At 44.3% G+C, this 18,124-nt stretch carries 11 protein-coding genes; 1 reads left to right on the top strand and 10 read right to left on the bottom strand.

The features are described 5' to 3' along the window. The 4 genes from KKOR_RS03685 to KKOR_RS03670 are packed head-to-tail and all read right to left on the bottom strand — an operon-like array spanning window position 1 to window position 7,860. Window positions 1–3,417 carry a UvrD-helicase domain-containing protein gene (locus KKOR_RS03685; RefSeq protein WP_012800668.1) on the bottom strand — a complete coding sequence of 1,139 codons (3,417 nt, stop codon included), beginning with the start codon at window positions 3,415–3,417 and terminating at the stop codon, window positions 1–3. After that, complete coding sequence (locus KKOR_RS03680) at window positions 3,414–6,155, bottom strand: PD-(D/E)XK nuclease family protein (RefSeq protein ID WP_012800667.1); 2,742 nt, start codon at window positions 6,153–6,155, stop codon at window positions 3,414–3,416. Before KKOR_RS03680 ends, KKOR_RS03685 begins: the two co-directional genes overlap by 4 nt. A 34-nt stretch (window positions 6,156–6,189) precedes the next feature. Beyond that, on the bottom strand, window positions 6,190–7,224 hold the full coding sequence (locus KKOR_RS03675) for a YhdH/YhfP family quinone oxidoreductase (protein ID WP_012800666.1): 1,035 nt from the start codon (window positions 7,222–7,224) through the stop codon (window positions 6,190–6,192). A gap of 12 nt (window positions 7,225–7,236) precedes the next feature. Next, window positions 7,237–7,860 carry an alpha-ketoglutarate-dependent dioxygenase AlkB family protein gene (locus KKOR_RS03670; RefSeq protein ID WP_012800665.1) on the bottom strand — a complete coding sequence of 208 codons (624 nt, stop codon included), beginning with the start codon at window positions 7,858–7,860 and terminating at the stop codon, window positions 7,237–7,239. A gap of 187 nt (window positions 7,861–8,047) precedes the next feature. Between KKOR_RS03670 and KKOR_RS03665 the strand changes: the two genes are divergently transcribed. Next, window positions 8,048–9,775 (top strand): peptide MFS transporter, encoded by a 1,728-nt coding sequence (locus tag KKOR_RS03665; RefSeq protein ID WP_012800664.1) that lies wholly within the window; start codon window positions 8,048–8,050, stop codon window positions 9,773–9,775. Window positions 9,776–9,853: 78 nt separating this feature from the next. On the opposite strand, the gene cysG is transcribed toward KKOR_RS03665, so the two are convergent. The 6 genes from cysG to rlmM form a co-directional block, all read right to left on the bottom strand. Further along, window positions 9,854–11,308 (bottom strand): siroheme synthase CysG, encoded by a 1,455-nt coding sequence (gene cysG / locus KKOR_RS03660; protein ID WP_012800663.1) that lies wholly within the window; start codon window positions 11,306–11,308, stop codon window positions 9,854–9,856. A 173-nt stretch (window positions 11,309–11,481) separates the two neighbouring features. Next, window positions 11,482–12,195 carry a phosphoadenylyl-sulfate reductase gene (locus KKOR_RS03655; protein ID WP_012800662.1) on the bottom strand — a complete coding sequence of 238 codons (714 nt, stop codon included), beginning with the start codon at window positions 12,193–12,195 and terminating at the stop codon, window positions 11,482–11,484. Window positions 12,196–12,224: 29 nt separating this feature from the next. After that, on the bottom strand, window positions 12,225–13,931 hold the full coding sequence (locus KKOR_RS03650) for an assimilatory sulfite reductase (NADPH) hemoprotein subunit (RefSeq protein ID WP_012800661.1): 1,707 nt from the start codon (window positions 13,929–13,931) through the stop codon (window positions 12,225–12,227). Continuing rightward, window positions 13,931–15,805 (bottom strand): assimilatory sulfite reductase (NADPH) flavoprotein subunit, encoded by a 1,875-nt coding sequence (locus KKOR_RS03645; RefSeq protein WP_012800660.1) that lies wholly within the window; start codon window positions 15,803–15,805, stop codon window positions 13,931–13,933. The genes KKOR_RS03650 and KKOR_RS03645 overlap by 1 nt, the downstream gene beginning before the upstream one ends. A 164-nt stretch (window positions 15,806–15,969) precedes the next feature. After that, the gene (gene queF / locus KKOR_RS03640) at window positions 15,970–16,806 is read right to left on the bottom strand and encodes an NADPH-dependent 7-cyano-7-deazaguanine reductase QueF (RefSeq protein ID WP_012800659.1); all 837 of its coding nucleotides are present in this window, start codon (window positions 16,804–16,806) and stop codon (window positions 15,970–15,972) included. 4 nt (window positions 16,807–16,810) lie between these two features. Then, on the bottom strand, window positions 16,811–17,887 hold the full coding sequence (gene rlmM / locus KKOR_RS03635) for a 23S rRNA (cytidine(2498)-2'-O)-methyltransferase RlmM (protein ID WP_012800658.1): 1,077 nt from the start codon (window positions 17,885–17,887) through the stop codon (window positions 16,811–16,813). Between the last annotated feature and the right edge of the window lie 237 nt (window positions 17,888–18,124).

The following is an 18,124-nucleotide window of genomic DNA, read 5'->3' as shown; positions in this document are numbered from 1 at the left end:
TTACAATTCCTCAAATCGTTTCATCATGGGAAAATAAAGGGCCAGTTTAATAGGCCTTTGGTCAATCTGTGCCATTAATGTTTTATATTGCTCTAACTGAGCTTGGTAGCGCTCTTTCTCGGACTGAATAAATCCAGCGATATCATCACCAAGATGACTTCCAGTTTTGTAATCAACTATCCAGCGAGTGCCTTCTTCGTCGACAAAGGTTCTGTCAATCACAAAAGCTTTGTATTCTCCATCAACAACACCCGTTAAGGCTAATTCACAAGCTGAGTCCTGATGCTGCGCTGATAAAATCCATTGCGCTTTCGGATCATTTAATACGTTAGTTAAACCCTGTTCAATTCGTTGCTGAGCATAACGAGCATTCTTTTCATTGTAACCAGAGCTCAATAACTGTTCGTACATTGCAGCCGCGTAATCCCTAATCGATTGCTGGTTAAGTTGCCACAGCCCTTTGCTTATTAGTTCTAACTGCCGGTGCATCAATACACCAATCGTTTTAGCAACGTCGGTCGCCCAATCAAACTCAATGGTTGCCTGTTCAGCAATGATGGAATTCTTCTCGAGCAATGACTTAATTCCTTTAAATGAATCACTCAACTTCGGGTAGCTCCAATCAGCTTTAAGCCGTTGCCAACTGTGATCCAATATCTGCTCTGAACTGTGATCCGCTTCTTCATTCAATTCTAATCGCAATACTTCTGACTCAATAAAGGTTTCATAAATCGGCCTTAACAAATTCATCAAACTATCATGACCAAACGAACCCACCTTCAATCGTTCTTCCTTCTGGTTATAGGAAACGGCTCCACAACAGGTTAAAAAGAGTCGCCGCTTGGCACGAGTTGAGGCTACATACAATAAACGGCCACTTTCCAAGCGATTCTTTTGTCGCGAAAAATCATTCACAAATTTATACAGCGAGTTGCTTTCCCCTACCTGATCAACTGGCGCCATCAAATACTGACTGGAATCATCTTGTGCTGGAAATTCTTCCCACACCATTAGTTGCTTGTCATTATTGCCACTGCCTTTATTAAGCTGCGGTAAAAATACCGTATCAAACTCAAGACCTTTCGATTTGTGCATGGTCATGATTGACACCCGACAATGGTCTTCACGGCTCGGTGGCGCATGCAACTTACTCATCGCCAATAGCAGGGGGTTGTAGTCAGTAATGATCTGGTTCTGCTCATAACCACTGACAAAGTCGAGGAAAGTGTACACCTGTTCAATCTCACCAGGCTGACAGCTCAGGGCGCCCCCCAAGTGCAACCACAATGCTTCCAACTGAATCGCTAAAGGTTGCTGATATAACTGCCAACGATGCTTTTCAAGAATGGCGCCCTGTTTTTCAAGAGCTGAGACTGCCTGCAGTGACAAGCCATCAACAGCTGGGTAGTCGGTTAAAACACGATAAACCTCATCTCCAAACACAGACTCAATTAAACTCATGTCGGTTAAGGTCAAGCCAAACCAGGGAGACTTCAATAAAGCCATCCAGGCCACTTTGTCATGCGGGTGAATGAGTACCCGCAATAATGTCAGCACATCAAGAACACTTTGCTTTTCGGCCAACTCCTCGAACTCTTCTGCTACATAAGCAATAGCACGCTGCTGTAAGGCTTCTATGATGGCAACACCATGGTTGCGCGCCCTGACCAAAACGGCTATATCCTGTTCAGGTTGCTCTTTTAATAAAACCTCAATCTGTTCAGCGATATAGTTTGCTTCCTGTGTTGCGGCATCAGTGATGGTTTCTTCAGAATCATAATCCGAACCGGGAGAATTAGAGTCATCGCCAAAAAATATTTTAAAGTCGACCTTATCTTCATCTGAACTATCTTTTGTGGCGGTTGCTTCTGCCAGACTGACCGCACCTAATACAGCATCATCGTAGCTTGGAAAAATATTGGCAAAACTTTTATTGACCCAGTTCACCACTGTTTCACTGGACCGGAAGTTGCTGGTCAACTGCAAGAACTCCAGCCTTATATCACCAATGCCATGATCGCGAGCCTGAATGAATAAGCCAACGTTGGCTTCACGGAATCTATAAATAGACTGCATGGGGTCGCCAACTACAAAGAGGGTGCGTCCATCATCGGCTTGCCATCCTGCAGTCAGTTTTTCGATCAGTTGATACTGGCCATACGAAGTATCCTGAAATTCATCCACCAAGATATGGGAAATACCATAATCCAGCTTAAGCGCCAATTCAGAAGGGGCATCAATATTTCCTAAAGCGCGATCAGCAGCCATTGATATTTCAGTAAAATCTACAACGCCTTGTCGTTTAAATTCTATGGTTAAATGAGCGGTCGCAATGCGCATCAGCTCAGTTAATGATTCAATCACTTCCCATTCATCATCCTGATAATGAATATTAGGGAAGTTTCGAACAATGGCCATGTGCTCAACAAAAGCTGAGTATTCAGCCAGTTCTGCCATAACTTCTGCAGCCTCATCTTTTTTCAATTTGATGATGGCTTTTTCGTCTTTGGTTTCGCCCAGCTTTTGTGGCGGCATGGGTCCTGTTTTTAATAGCTCAGCTTTGTTTTTACTCATGCAGAAATTGGCAATGGCCTGCCAATAAACCAAATGTCCAGCTTTCGCCTCTGGCCATTCAACCAGAGTTTTGAGCGCAAACAGTGGATGATTATCCTCAAAATAATTTGCTGCAAAAATAATGCAGGAAAGCAAACGATGCTTTAATGGCTGTGGAATTGACGAGTCGACTTGCTTTAACTCAGCTTCAAACACATCAATAAATCCCTGCTCCAATATGTCACGCTCTGCAGTGCCTTCCTGTTCCAACCGCAACCATTGATCACGCTTTGCCAACTGTTGCGCCAGCAGCTCTTGTAGCTGCTCGACTTTATTATCGGTATGCGCCAGAACGCGATGAACATGCCCAGCCCAAGCTTCCTGTGTCTTGACTCCGTCCACCACTGACTTGGCGGCCTGATAATAAAGTTCGTAAGGGTTTTCGGTGGGACTCAATTGACCACCAAACTTTGCCAAAACTGGCATCTGATTGGCGATAGTGGCGCACAATGAGTCAAAGGTTTTAATGCGCAAGCGATGCGGGCTGTGCATGAGGCCCCAGTCCAATTCCTGGTCTCGTTGCAATACACTTTTAGCCAATTCCCAGGTAAGAACTTTGTGCGGCTGATCGGGTTTAGGTCCTTGCGCTGAATACAGTGATTGCATAATCCGGTTCTGCATTTCACGGGCAGCTTTATTAGTGAAGGTAATCGCCACGACTTCTTCTGGGTTTTGTACCACAGCTAACAATTTAAGTACCCGCTGGGTCAACAATTCTGTTTTTCCCGATCCTGCCGGTGCCTGGACGATAAAGGAGCGAGTATGGTCAATAGCTTCCTGACGTGCTTTTAGATCCTGAATCATAAAGCGCCTCCATTATGTTTGGCATGCTCGCCTGTCTGCAGGACTTGGCTTTTGCGCTGGCTAATTCTGCAAGCAGATGCAAAATCACAATAGTCACAATTTCTGGGATCGACTATTGCAGTACCCGCTTTAATATCACGCGCGACTTCGGACATTTGTAATTGCCAACGTTCGATAATATCGGACATGGGTTCTTTAATCGCGCTACGTTTATCCAACGCTAAATTCTCAATTGTATCCGCAACGCCCTGGTAACGTACTTCCTTGGCATTGATATTAAAAAAGCTTACCCCTGCAATTGGCTTATCACCTTGATTAATTGCATACAAAGCTAGCTGTGGCTCTTCAGGCGCTAACTCTTTATTTTTTGGGTACAGCTTTGCGCGGGTGGGTGTTCCGGTCTTATAGTCAATGATCAAAAGACCATCTTCAACTTCATCAATCCGATCGACTTTTAAATTAAAAGTTAAGCCTTCAATGGTGATCGACTGATCCTGTTCTGGCGGTAACGATGTGAAAGGTAAACGCTTGGCATCAACTTGCAGTGCCTCTACTAATTGTTTCAATAACCGCTGAAATTCATTGTCAGCAAAGTCAGCAAGCTGCAGGTAATAAAACTGCTCGCTGTATTCATCCAGTACACTGGCCAGATAAGGTTCAATCAATGATGACAGTTGCGATTCGCTTTTATCAGTCAGGATCTCGTTGCTATCATGCTCTTTCCAGAATGCTTCCAGAACAGTGTGCACCAGGCTTCCACGCTCCATAGCATTTAAACCCTGCTCGACTTCTTCAAACTCTTTAACTTTCAGGCGATAACTCATATAGGCTTTAAATGGACAGTTGATCTGATCTCTAAAGAAGCCTGTCCCACCTTTCACCACACCCGTGGCTAAAGGCTGACCATGTGTATCCTGGTAACTCTCAACAGAGTCTTCCCGTCTGGAGCTTTCAACGATTTGATTGATAAAGTCAGGTGCTAAACGAGCATTCGCAGCAATGGTCTGCTCCGGAAACTCTGCTATAAAAGGACTGGGTAGTAGCTCACTGCTACCGTCGAAACGGGGATAAGACACAGTGACATCATCACCGCTGGCTAACAGACTGTTAAATAGCTGTTGTGCATACTCATACTCACGCTGTGCAGAGCTACCCGGCATCTGATGCTGTTTGAGTGTTTGCTTATCAATAAACGGATTGGGATTAGGTTGGGCTGGCAACACCTGATAGGTTGCTCCCGTTAACCAGAGTTGATCAAATTCCAGACCTAAAGTTTCCAGCAAGCCCATAACTTGAATCGGTGCTTTCGGTAGTTCTTGGTGGAATTGCTTCTCAGCAATCAATTGTGACAGCAGCTCTAACAAGCTGGAGAAACTTATCACTTCCGGATAAAACACCTGAAATTGACGTAGCTGATTAAAGCAATCATACAAGGTTTGTTGTACCTGATATTCGCGACTTTGCAGAGTGCGCATCCCCGGCCACTCGGCTGCATCTAAAATTGAAGTGAGTCGCTTTACCCAGTCTGCTAACGTTAACTTGGTTTTAACCAGCTGCTGCGCAGAGCTCAAACTTTCAATTAAGTCCGCAAAAGATGAGCTGGTGATCTTTGCCTGTTGAGCCAAATCGCTAAGCTCACTGATAGCAAAGCGTTGCTTATGACTTTTACGTAAAAATTTCTCCAGTCTAGCTCTATCACTGAGCAGCTGATCGTGACCAGTACCGCTTGCCTTTGGTTTGCCAAAGTAGGGGCTTAGCAAAAGCTGTTGCAGCACTTGAGCTTCGATACTGCCATTGAGAAATTTTAAAAGATTAAGCGCGGTTACTACTAACGGCTGCCTGTTTAATGACTCACCGAGAGAAATATCATAAATACCTACCACTGGCTGTTGCTCAGGCTCCAGGCTGGGAGTTAATTCTTGCCACAACAGTCGCTCAATCAGAGCTTTATGCTTTTCAAGTTCTGGTACAACAATGGCACAGCGAAAGGGTTGATCCGGATTATCCTTTAGCGCCTTGATGACAGAGTCTCTTGCCTGATGAATTGCAGTCTTAAACTCTTCCCGCATAGAGTTAAAACTGAGAACTTGCGGAGTCACCGTTGTATTAGATGAGGCTAACTCTTCAAGTTTAGAAGTTTGCCTGAGTCGATCAAACAGCTTCTGTTGTTGCGGAGTAATCTGTTCAAAACCTGCAGTGAAGATAGTGTCGGCAACGGGTAACTGATGCTGTGACATCAACTCTAGCAAAAGATTGATACTCGAAGCACTGTCTATCCAATGGCTTTCTTCAAGTCGCTGCACAAATTCACTTGCCCAGTCTTTAAATGCCTGCGTGTCTTTATCCCAGGTTAAACTTTGTGTGATGTCCAGTTGCCACTGTTGATATTGCTGCCAGGCTTGCCAAGCTTTACTGCTGGTAGCATTTATATTTAATAGAAAGTCATTCCAATCGGATCGCTCAATAATATCCTGCCAGATAAACTGGCTCTGCTGATCGGATAACAAGTGCGGGAGTTTTTCTGAAGAGCTACTTTTCAACTGCTCTCTCAGTAGATCCCACAAAGTTGCAGTAAAGGCTCCCCAAGGCATAACCTGTAAAGTTGCCCATACCGTCTTCCCTTGAGCAGCTTGCCAGCGGTTATATTCTTCGCGCAAATGACGCGCTAAACGCTGACTTGCGGTAATGACAATGCTGTGTTCCGGATCGATAGTTTCGAAGCGATATCCTGTTTGCATAATGTTCTTTTTTCTTATGAGTAAATTTGCTTGATTATTGGCAGTTCACGATGAGTCGGCCATGGTGTTTTTTGTCGATTAGTTCATCAAAATACGGCGAGACATCTTCAAGTGCGATTTCTTTGCTGACGATTGCTTCAAAGTCTGGCAATGGCAGCTCTTTTCCAAACTGATGCCATAACTTGGTACGCAAAGGCATTGGACAATTAGTAGAACTGATGCCGAGCAAACTGACGCCACGCAAAATAAAAGGAAATACTTTTGCTTCAAGATTCGGGCTTTGCGCTAATCCGATGGATGCTACATTTCCCCATAACTGAGTATGGGCAATAATGTTGCTTAAGGTTTTTCCGCCTATGTTATCGATGGCACCACCAAACAGCGCTTTACCCAGTGGCTTATCTGACATTCCAAGTTTGTCTTCGCTGACGACTTTATTTGCACCTAACTCGAATAAATAGTCATGCATACTTTTACGGCTAGTCAGTGCAATCACTTCATAGCCTAATTTGCTGAGCAGGTTCACCGCGATGCTTCCTACTCCACCGCTGGCGCCAGTGACTACGATTGGCCCCATCTCAGGTTTTTGATCATTAACCTGCATTCGATGAATGGCAAGTGCCGCTGTAAAACCGGCAGTACCAATAATCATCGCCTGGCGTGTGTCATAAGCTTCAGGAATCTTGATTACCCAATCCGACTTCACTCGTGCATATTGCGCCAGACCGCCATCATACTGCTCGCCAATACCGCAGCCATTGACCAGCACTTTATCCCCAGCCTGATAGGCATCATTATCCGACTCGACAATCACACCGGCTAAGTCGATACCGGCATTAAGCGGAAACTGCTTCATGATTTTACCGCGACCTGAAGCCGCCAATGCATCCTTATAATTGATGCTGGAATAATCGACACGAATCAAAACATCACCGGCGGTGAGCTCATCGGTTTCCATTTGTACCAGCTGATGATAGATGGTGGTCTTTTGGACTTTAGGACTCGTTTTCTCAGACTCAGTTTTTTCAGACTCAGTTTTTTCAAAGACGCGACAGGCAAGAAATGACACAGTGGCTCCTTATTATTTGTGGTTAGTGACAATGTTCCGAAAAGTAATATTGATTCGTGGCTCAGTAATAGCCGGCTCTTTTGGAACCTGATGCTGCCAACACCGCTGAGTATCTCCACGCATGACCAATAGACTACCAGAAGTTAACGTCAGTTTGTGACGTAAATCTTTGTGTTTTTTGTGCTTGAGCTGTAAGCTGCGCGGCGCGCCTAAACTTAAGGAAGCAATAATTGGCTTGGCACCCAGCTCCGGCTCATCATCGCTATGCCAGGCGACGCTGTCCCTGCCATCACGGTACAGATTAAACAAGGCACTATTAAAGGATGTCTGGCAAACCTGCTCAATCCGCTTCTTCAAAGCCAGGAGCTGCTCACTCCAAGGAATAGGATGGTGAATAACCCCAGAATAGGTATAACTGGCACCTTTATCTCCATACCAGGCGGTCAATCTGGGTACTAACCGCTCGACACCAGCAATTCGAATGGTTTCCGACTGCCAATCAACCGCCTCAAGCAGGTTCTCAAACAGATTACCCCCCTCCTCAGCAGGCAGAAAATGAGGCAAAAGCTCAATTTCAGCATCTTTGAGCTGAATAATTTCCGAGGACTGACCAAAGCACAAACTGGATTGCTGCATGTTTACCAACCTCTAACTGTATATTTTTTAATCAAATTTAAACTAAAAAGGCCATTTCCCCTTGCTTTCAGGTGACTCATAGCTAAACTAACGTGATCGTTTTATCGCTGATACTAGCGAAAAACATATAAAACTATAAATAGTTAATTCTAAGTTCAAATCCATTTTTTATAGGAGTCCGCCGACAATGACGGCCGAAACAAACCCAATACCAGAAAGCGAAAAAACCATATTAGGCCATCCTCGTGGTTTAGTAGTGCTCTTTTTTACAGAAATGTGGGAGCGCTTTTCTTATTATGGCATGCGCGCCCTTCTTATCATTTACTTAACGCAGCACTTCCTATTTTCAGATGAACGATCATCTGTTCTTTATGGTGCCTATACTGCACTAGTTTACGTCATGACCATTATCGGTGGTTCATTGGCTGACAAGTATTTAGGGGCAAGAAAAGCAGTAACTTTTGGTGCTATTCTGCTTGTGCTTGGCCATACCGGTATGGCTTTTGAAGGAAGCGGCTCAAAAGAAATCATGACCTACAATAATGCCGAGTATCAACTAACTCTGGATGGCAGAGGTGGAGATGCGACGCCTATTATTGTCAGTGAAGATGGCCGCTCACCAATAACTTATGGTGAAAACCGTTCCTTTACTATTGAGAATCCTGAAGCAGTTGGTTTACCGGCAAACATCAGCGGTAGCGATTATGAAACCCGAATTGTTCACCAACCTTTATATCTGAACATTCTTTACTTATCGCTAGCGTTAATTATTGCTGGTGTAGGCTTCCTAAAAGCTAACATCTCAACCATTGTCGGTTCTTTATATGGTTTCGGTGATACCCGCCGTGACTCAGGTTTTACTCTGTTCTATATGGGTATCAACCTAGGTTCATTCTTATCTTCAATAACTTGCGGTATCATCGGTATCGTCTGGGGCTGGGCTTACGGCTTCGGTCTTGCAGGCATTGGTATGCTACTGGGGTTAGTGACCTTCCTTTGGAAACAAGATTGGCTGCAAGGTAAAGCTGATCCACCAAACCCTGCTAAGCTAAAAGAAAAAGCTTTTGCATTCGTTAATTTCGAGTGGATGTGCTACTTGATTGGTGTGGGCATCATTGCCTTGTCCATGTTCTTTGTTATGAACCCAGACATTATGGGCGGCATTCTAGGTCCAATCGGCTTGTTGATGTTTATCTACTTGATTGCTTATGCCCTCATTAAGCTGAGCGGCGATGAGCAAAAACGTATGTTTGCGGCCATCTACTTCATCTTGGCACAGATTCCATTCTGGGCGTTGTTCGAGCAAGCTGGTTCATCGTTGAACCTCTTCACAGACCGCTTAGTTGATCGTGAGCTATTAGGCTGGTCAGTTCCTGCACCAGTTTTCCAGGCACTTAATGCCTTCTTTATTTTCACCTTTGCACCACTTCTGGCATGGCTCTGGATTTGGCTTGCAAAAAAGAAAATGAACCCATCAACGCCTGTTAAATTCGCAATGGGCGTATTTTTAGCGGGTGCCGGTTATCTGGTACTGGTACTGGGTATGAAAGCAACAGGAAGCGCAGGCATGACTGCGGTAATCTTTATCTTCCTGATTTACTTCATCCACACCATGGGTGAGTTAATGGTTTCTCCAGTGGGCTTATCCGCTGTGACCAAGTTAGCGCCAATACAAGCAGTGGGTATGAGTATGGGGGCCTGGTTCCTATATAGCGGCCTATCAAACTTCCTGGCTGGTATCATCGCCCGTACCACAGGTGCTGAAACTATCGGTGGTCAATTAACTGACGTTGGAGCGGCAAAAGCCACTTACATCGAGGTGTATTCTAATGTTGGTTACGTTGCCATAGGTATTGCAGTATTTATGCTGTTGATATCACCACTGATCAAAAAGCTGATGGCTGGTGCCGATTAATCTCTTTATAAGATCATTCAACCATCACAAAAAACCCGACTTCTAAGTCGGGTTTTTTTATGGCTACTGCATTTCAATTCAGCTGACTTTTCGCAAGACCAGGTCTTCATCATTTTGACTGACTTCAGAGTTGCCTCTAAGAAGAGTGCTGTGTTGAAACCAATCCAATTTTTCCGCTAAGCCAGTTACTTCTCCAATCAAAATAAGTGCCGGTGATACTACTTGATGTTGCTCAACAAGTTCTGACAGTTGACGCAATGTACCGATCACAACTCTTTGCTCCGGCAAAGTGCCATTCTCAATAATGGCAATTGGTGTTGCTCCATCTCTCCCATGCTCAATCAAATTACTGACCAGGGTTTCATTGCGAAGTAGCCCCATGTAGATAGCAACGGTCTGTTTTTCTCTAGCCAGGCTTTGCCAATTGAGCTTATCAATAGAATTAGCGCAGTGTGCCGTAATGAACATAACCGTTTGTGCATAGTCGCGATGGGTTAGCGGAATCCCCGCATAGCTGGCACAGCCCGAAGCCGCCGTTATTCCCGGCACCACTTCATAATTAATTCCAGCACTGACTAATACTTCCAGCTCTTCACCACCACGCCCAAAGATAAAAGGATCTCCACCTTTAAGCCTGACAACCGATAATCCCTGTTGCGCATATTGGACCAGCAAACGATTAGTTTCATCCTGAGTGACGCTGTGATTGTGTGCTCTTTTACCCACATGAACTAAAGTTGCATCCCGTCGCACCTGCTCAAGAATCTGTTCAGAAACCAAAGCATCGTGTAGAACCACATCAGCAGTTTGCAAGACTTTAAGCGCTTTGATGGTTAACAGCTCAGCATCGCCAGGTCCCGCTCCAACCAGATATACTTTACCCTTTTGTTTGCCTGCATTGAGTGCCTGATAGTTTTCGAGATTTACATTAAAGTCACTTTCGATGGCAGCTGGATCAGCAATAGCCTGTTCAATATACCATTCGGAGAAATCACGCTTACTTTTCAGGTCGGGAAACTTTTTTTTTATCCGTGGCCGATAGGCTTTGAGCTTACTAAGCAGCCCACCTAAATTGGTTGGCAATAGCCATTCAATTTTTTCTCGGATTTTGCGTGCGAGTACCGGTGAGACACCGCCAGTCGATACCGCCACCAAAAGTGGCGAACGATCAATAATGGCAGGCATAATAAAAGTGCTCAATTCCAAATCATCGACCACGTTAACCCAGATTCTGCGCTTGCGTGCAGCGAAACTAACCTGCTCATTAAGCTCTCGGTTGTCAGTAGCTGCAACGATTAAATAAGCCTCATCAAGCAGTCTTTCACTAAGCTGTTCATCGAACGACTGTTGATATAATGGCAACTGGTATTGCTCTGCTAAAGCTCGTACATCTGACGAAAAATCAAATGCAATTAAACTGACCTTGGCTTTGGCCTTGAGCAGACTTTTTAGCTTTCGGTGGGCGATCTCGCCACCACCAACAATGATGCATTGCTGATCCTGGAGGCGCACTGTAATAGGAAAGTATTCCATAAGATGACACTTGATTAACCGTTTAGATGGCTATATCTAAACACCTGTCGAACAGGAGCAAAAATAATCTTTAGGCAGTCCTATATATCCAAATAGAATATACGGTTGAATGAAGGGCAACAGTTATGAAATGAACTTGAAAAACATAAGGTTATTAGACAATTGAACGCACATTATAAACCTGACAAGGTATCAACATGTAAACCACACTCACGCACTACACCGCCAAAACGGGTTTCCTCTTCAGTCATCTCCCCGCTAAGTGGCTTCGTACTGTGGGTATCACCGATGGAAACATAACCTTTTTCCCACAAAGGATGATAAGGCAGCTGGTGTTTTTTCAGATACTTATGAATAGTTTTATTGTTCCAATCAATAATAGGATGAACCTTAAGTCGACCCTTAAATGCCTGCACCACCGGAAGTTGCTCGCGACTTTTGGCCTGCTGACGACGCAATCCAGAAAACCAAACCTCTGTCTGTAACTCCTCCAAGGCTCTATCCATCGGCTCCACTTTATTGCGAAGATTATAGGCCTCGATGCCTGACTTCCCCTGTTGCCACTGCTGACCGTAGCGCGCTTCCTGCCATGCTGGGCTGAGTTCATTGCGATACACTTTCAGGTTCAGATTAAGCTTAGATCGCAGCTCATCGATGAACTGATAAGTTTCAGGGAATAAATAGCCAGTATCAATCAGAATCACGGGGATTTCTGGCATAACCTGTGTAACCATATGCAAACTGACCGCAGACTGAGCACCAAAACTGGAAGCCAACGCAGCATTGCCGGGTACTTTCTCCAGCATAAACTCAATGCGCTCAATGGCACTGCTGTTGTCTAATTGTTGGTTAATCTGCTGTAACCAGTTTGAACTTGCTAAACCCATCTTAATGACAACCTTCAGTCTCTTTATAATTAAGCATGAAAATCATCTCCATTGTGGACTGCGGCAACATAACCCTGGCGAATCACAAAATCACCAAAAGACTCTTCAGGTGAACGATGTTGCGCAAAGCTGGCAAAAATCGGATCGAGTTCTTTCAATATTTCTGCTTCGTTGATATTTTCTCGATACAGTTTATTGACTCTATCGCCGGTATGGCTGGCCCCCAGATACAAGTTGTACTTGCCCGGTGCTTTTCCGACAAAACCGATCTCCCCGAGATAAGGTCGCGCACAACCATTAGGGCAACCCGTCATACGAATATTAATCGGCACGTTTGCAATCCCATATCGTTCAAGCTGCACTTCGATTTTGTCTAAAAGCGTTGGCAAATAACGTTCCGCCTCAGCCATTGCTAATGCACAGGTAGGAAATGCCACACAAGCCAATGCATGCAAGCGGGTTGGAGTTTCCGTTTGACCTATGCTGATATTGTGCTGCTCTAAAATCTGCTCTACTGCTGCTTTGTTTTCTTCCCTGACATTACTAATAATCAGGTTTTGATTAGGTGAACAACGGAACTCCCCATCATGCACGTCGGTAATTTTTAACAGCCCAGTAAACACTTGGGATTGTTCAGTATCCTTGATTCTGCCACTATGGATATAGAGGGTGAGATGCCACTTTCCATCATCAGATTTTATCCAGCCATAGCGATCGCCATTATGCTCAAAACTGAAAGGTTGAGCTGGCTGTAACGACCACCCAACATAATCAGATAAAGTCTCTTTAAATCCTTCAACCGTCAAACGATCAATGGTGTACTTGAGTCTCGCCAACTTTCTCACTTCACGATTGCCGTAATCGCGCTGCACTTTCAATATCGACTCAACTACCTTTAATGTTTCTTCCGGTTTACAAAAACCAATCACGCTAGCCGCTCTCGGGTAAGTTTCTGGGTCATTGTGTGAACTGCCCATGCCACCACCCACCAGCACATTGAAACCAATTAAGGTTTCGTTTTCAGTGATGGCGATTAAGCCAATATCATTGGCATAAATATCCACATCATTGTTAGGTGGTACCGCAATTGCGATTTTGAATTTCCGAGGCAAATATGTTTTGCCATAAATCGGCTCTTCGGTGCTTTCAACTTTCTCACCATCCAACCAGATTTCATGATAAGCATTGGTATTGGGTAGCAAATGTTCGCTGATCTTTTTTGACCATTCATACACTTCTGCATGCAATTTTGATTGCTCAAACAAAGGATTCGCCATTACATTACGATTAACATCACCACAAGCTGCAATCGAATCGACCAGTGCTGTATTAATACCGGCAATTGTTTGCTTTAAATGACGTTTAACAACGCCATGCCATTGATAGGTTTGTCGCGTGGTTAAGCGCAGACTGCTATGCCCATAGTCCTGAGCAACCTTAGCCAGAACTTTATACTGTTCAACACTAGCAATGCCGCCCGGTAAACGTGCTCGAATCATAAATGAGTATAAAGGTTCCAATTTTTGTTTGCGTCGTTCCGCACGTAAATCACGGTCATCCTGCTGATAAGAACCATGAAACTTAATGATCATCTGATCGTCATCAGCAATTGCACCGGTCAGCTCACTTTTTAAGCTCTGCTCTAAGGTTCCACGCAAGTAATTGCTGTTCACTTTTATGGTTTCGACCACTGTGTGCTTTTTTGGATCATAAATGGTTGGCTTTACTTTACTCATCAGTACACATCCCGCTGGTATCTTTGATTGACTTTTAACGCTTTCAAATATTGTTTGGCTTCTTCTTCGTCACGTTGGCCCTGCTCTTGAATGATGGTCAGCAGAGTCTGCTCCACATCTTTCGCCATTTTGTGCATATCGCCACACACATAAAAATATGCACCCTGCTCCAGCCACTGCCACAACTCTTGTGCATTGTCTAAGAGCTTATGTTGCACATAGACTTTTTGTTCGCTGTCACGAGAGAAAGCCAAATCCAGCTTGTTCAATAAACCAGAACTGACATATTTTTGAATTTCAACCTGATACAAAAAATCGGTATCGAAATGTGGATTACCAAATATCAGCCAGTTTTTTGCTGTGCTGTTTTTTGCAGAGCCGTTGCTTGCCGCACGCTCCTGAAGAAATGCCCGAAAAGGCGCAACGCCAGTGCCTGGGCCAACCATAATGATCGGCGCATCGACCGTCGGTAATTTGAATTTTGGATTGTGTTCAACAAAAACACTGACAGTCTCACCCTCGCTTATCAATTGTGTTAAATGATGACTAGCCAGCCCATAACGCTCGCCATAAGTGTTATTAACGGAGACATGATTTAAAGTCAGATGGACTTCATCTTCGAACTCCTGCTGGCTGCAAGCGATTGAATATAGGCGAGGTTTTATCGGTTTTAAAATATCAACCAACTGCTGCCCGATGATTGTTGGCTGTGCAATATGCAATAAATCTACAAACTGGTGATTTATTATAAATTCACTGTAGCCATGATCATAAATTGTCTGTAACTCATCGTTAGATTCTAGTTCTAACAATCCTTTAATGGTTGATTTGCTGATCAAGGTTAGCTCAGCAAATTCTGTTAAATATTTTTTTAGCGTTGAATTCTGATTCTGATAATTGACTGATGTTTCTGCATCTAGATCCAAGAGACTGATGATCTCATCAACTAATGACTCCGGATTGTGCACAACAATTCCTAGCGCATCACCAGGCTCATAACTTATATTCGAATCTTCTATATCAATCTCAAGGTGATAGGTTTCTTTAGGCGAGCCTCTACCGGTTATTTTCTGAATGGTCGCAACGGTTGCTTTGAAGGGGTTATCCTTGCTATAGGCTGTTTGTTCAGACAAGACATTCACATCTGCTATGGCGCTGTTTGATGAATCCAGCTCTGTAGAAGACTGCGCAATTAATGCTGCTACTTCAGTTGAAACCTGCTCTACCCATTGCGTTGCTGGCTGCTGATAATCAACATCACAAAGCACCAACTCGCTTAACTGCTGCGCTCCAAGTTTACTAAAACTCTCAGCAAAATCTTTGGCTGTCTGACAGAAGAATTCGTAACTGGAATCTCCCAGGCCAAGCACTGCGAAATTTGTATCCTTTAACAGAGAACCTTTCGACAATAGTTTTTTGCTGGTTAAGGCTTCATACAAATCGATGGCATCATCTGGTGGCTCACCCTCGCCATGCGTCGATGCCACCAACAAGATTGTCGAGTAATCCGCCAGCTCTTTTGCAGCAACTTCGAGTGTCGACTTTAAGTGAGCAGTCACGGACTTTGCCTGTAAATGTTCAATAAGCTGTTCGGCGATAGATTGCGCATTGCCGGTCTGCGATGCGTATAACACCAGCACTGGCTTGGCTGATTTTGAAACGCGGTTCGCAGCCTGATTCGCAAAAGAATTGGCAACCGGTAGGTTATCCACCACCGGTGCAGCAAGGTTTTCAGACTGAGAGTCAAGTAGCCCAGCACAATAGCCGCTAAGCCAGTTGATTTCATGGGCATTTAAATTGCGGATTTTATGAAGCAGCTCATCATTAAGAGGTTTTCCTCTGAAGCTGCCTAACTGCTGTTCTTTTACGGTCACGTCGATACATCAATAGGTCACTGGGAGACACATTATTGACGTATAGACGTCTATACTCTACGAATTATCAACCATAACTGTATGACCTAAAGTTATATCAAGTTGACGCCGAGCCTTTTCTTTTCACAAGCCAGATTTTGACGAGGCAACTTTTAACGAGCTAGTTATTGACGAGCGTGGCGCTGATTGTGGCAGATTTTACCGCTGACATTAGAACGCCACGGATTGATATCCAAACCACCCCGACGGGTATAGCGCGCGTATACGGTCAATTCAGACGGTTTGCAGTAGCGCATGATATCGGTGAAGACACGTTCCACGCACTGTTCATGAAATTCATTATGATTGCGGAATGAAATTAAATACTTGAGCAGTGATTCCTGATGGATTTTGGGGCCTTTATATTCTATTAGAATACTGGCCCAATCCGGCTGGGAGGTGATTAAACAATTACTTTTCAACAAATGACTGTATAAAGATTCGCTAACCACTTCATCAGATTGGAGCTTAAGCAATTCTGGCTGATACTGATAATCATTAATTTCAATATCCAGGTCATCCAGCAAAATACCTTGCCATTCTTTAACAGGCACACTCAGGTTGTACTCTTCAACCTTGAATAGCCTTACCGAAACGCTGGTCTCTGCGGCTTTAGATAAATCATTAGTCACAGTCTTTTCAACCGCTTGCCAGTCAGCAAACCGGCTTTGGTTTAATGAGTTGAGATAGAGCTTGAAAGATTTCGATTCGATGATGTTGGTACTGGTGCAATCAAACTCAAACACAGCGATGGCAACTTGCGGTTTACCTTTGGCATTGAGCCATGACAGCTCATAAGCATTCCAGATATCCGTGCCATGAAAAGGTAGCTGCCCCTGTATATCAATTTCAACACGCTTCAGCTGACGCGCGACCGGAAACAATAATTCGGGCTGGTATTGAGAAGGATACTCAACCTGCTTACCTAAAGGGATTTGATTTGTAGTATCGTTATTTTGCATGTTTTTACTGCGACTGACCTTTTATTTTACGTCGGAAATAGACCGTGATTTCTTCGCGATCATGGTACAAATGCTTAGCTTGCCAGAAGTAGTCAATATCCGCTTCTTCTAAATCATCACAAATCATACCAATGCATTCATTCACTTCCTGAAAGCGCTTTTTCATCGGTAGCTTCAAGTTAAAGATGGCATGCTCGGTTTTACCTGCCACTAACCATTTAGCCATCAGCTTGGCCACCAGCGACGGTTTCTCCACCATATCGCAAACCAGAATCTTTACAGGCTTTTCAGGCATCCAGGCCAATGCGTTTTCTTTAAGGTGAATCACATGCTCGGTCTGCATCAGCTTCTTATCCATAGGGCCATTATCAATCGCCGTCACCTGCAAGCCATGTTGTACCAGCTGATAAGTCCAACCGCCGGGCGCTGCACCGAGATCAACAGCGGTATTGCCTAAACGCAAAACCGCCTTTTGCTGTTTGCCGGACATAAGCGTTTGAATGGCTTCTTCCAGTTTCAAGGTCGAACGGCTTGGCGCATCCTTTGGAAGCTTGAGACGTAAAATACCGCCTTTAAGCTCGGAAGCACGCCCAACGGGCGAAAAGCCGACCAGGCAATGGTCGGTTGCTAAAAACAACAAATGTAATTGAAACTCGCTGTCATCATGAATCAAGCCCTGTTTCTCAAGAGCAATCGTGACTGGTGTGGAAAACTTTTTACAGAACTTAGAAAGCTCACGACCCTCATCGCTATCAAGATGCTCCACCAATACCCTTTTGGCCATAGCAATTTGGCTACAGGCTTCAAGAATTGGCGTAATACGATCTTCAAGCGGAAGCTCAATTAGCTCGGCTTTGGCCCAGAACCACTGACGCACAAAGATCAGCTCATTGATATTTAACTCTTCAAAAAACGCCTGCTCACTCGCCTCATCGAATAAGAAAAAACGAACGTAACCCGAATTCGGCGTGGTATTCGCATAACCTGCCAGATCACAGGCATTAGCAAAAGACTGCACCTCAGCGGCACAATCCGATTCAAAACCCGGACGACAGAAAAAGACAAAAGGCGTTTGATTCATGAAACCTAACTATTTTAAGGCGAAAATATGAAGCGCATTCTATCACAGTGATATAGCCACTAAATACATCTTCAGAATAACTATTTGGTGGGTAAGGGCAACCCAGAGTGATTCCCCGAGAACATATCAGTATCTGTTGGAAGGCGACAATGCAAAACATTATCTTTTCCAACGTACTTTCTCCCATGAGCTGTAAGTTTCCCAGAAAATCACCTTCAAAGGCTCTTTGCCAATTAA

The sequence above is a fragment of the Kangiella koreensis DSM 16069 genome (genome assembly GCF_000024085.1).
Taxonomy (GTDB): domain Bacteria; phylum Pseudomonadota; class Gammaproteobacteria; order Enterobacterales; family Kangiellaceae; genus Kangiella; species Kangiella koreensis.
The sequence above is the reverse complement of the archived record's forward strand: the minus strand, read 5'-3'. Positions and strand labels throughout refer to the sequence as shown.

Bases quoted from the DNA above. Each gene is read 5' to 3' on its own strand.
- queF (WP_012800659.1), bottom strand. From the start codon at position 16,806: ATGCAAAATAACGATACTACAAATCAAATCCCTTTAGGTAAGCAGGTT.
- rlmM (WP_012800658.1), bottom strand. From the start codon at position 17,887: ATGAATCAAACGCCTTTTGTCTTTTTCTGTCGTCCGGGTTTTGAATCG.
- KKOR_RS03655 (WP_012800662.1), bottom strand. From the start codon at position 12,195: ATGGGTTTAGCAAGTTCAAACTGGTTACAGCAGATTAACCAACAATTA.
- KKOR_RS03670 (WP_012800665.1), bottom strand. From the start codon at position 7,860: ATGCAGCAATCCAGTTTGTGCTTTGGTCAGTCCTCGGAAATTATTCAG.
- KKOR_RS03665 (WP_012800664.1), top strand. From the start codon at position 8,048: ATGACGGCCGAAACAAACCCAATACCAGAAAGCGAAAAAACCATATTA.
- KKOR_RS03685 (WP_012800668.1), bottom strand. From the start codon at position 3,417: ATGATTCAGGATCTAAAAGCACGTCAGGAAGCTATTGACCATACTCGC.
- KKOR_RS03650 (WP_012800661.1), bottom strand. From the start codon at position 13,931: ATGAGTAAAGTAAAGCCAACCATTTATGATCCAAAAAAGCACACAGTG.
- cysG (WP_012800663.1), bottom strand. From the start codon at position 11,308: ATGGAATACTTTCCTATTACAGTGCGCCTCCAGGATCAGCAATGCATC.
- KKOR_RS03680 (WP_012800667.1), bottom strand. From the start codon at position 6,155: ATGCAAACAGGATATCGCTTCGAAACTATCGATCCGGAACACAGCATT.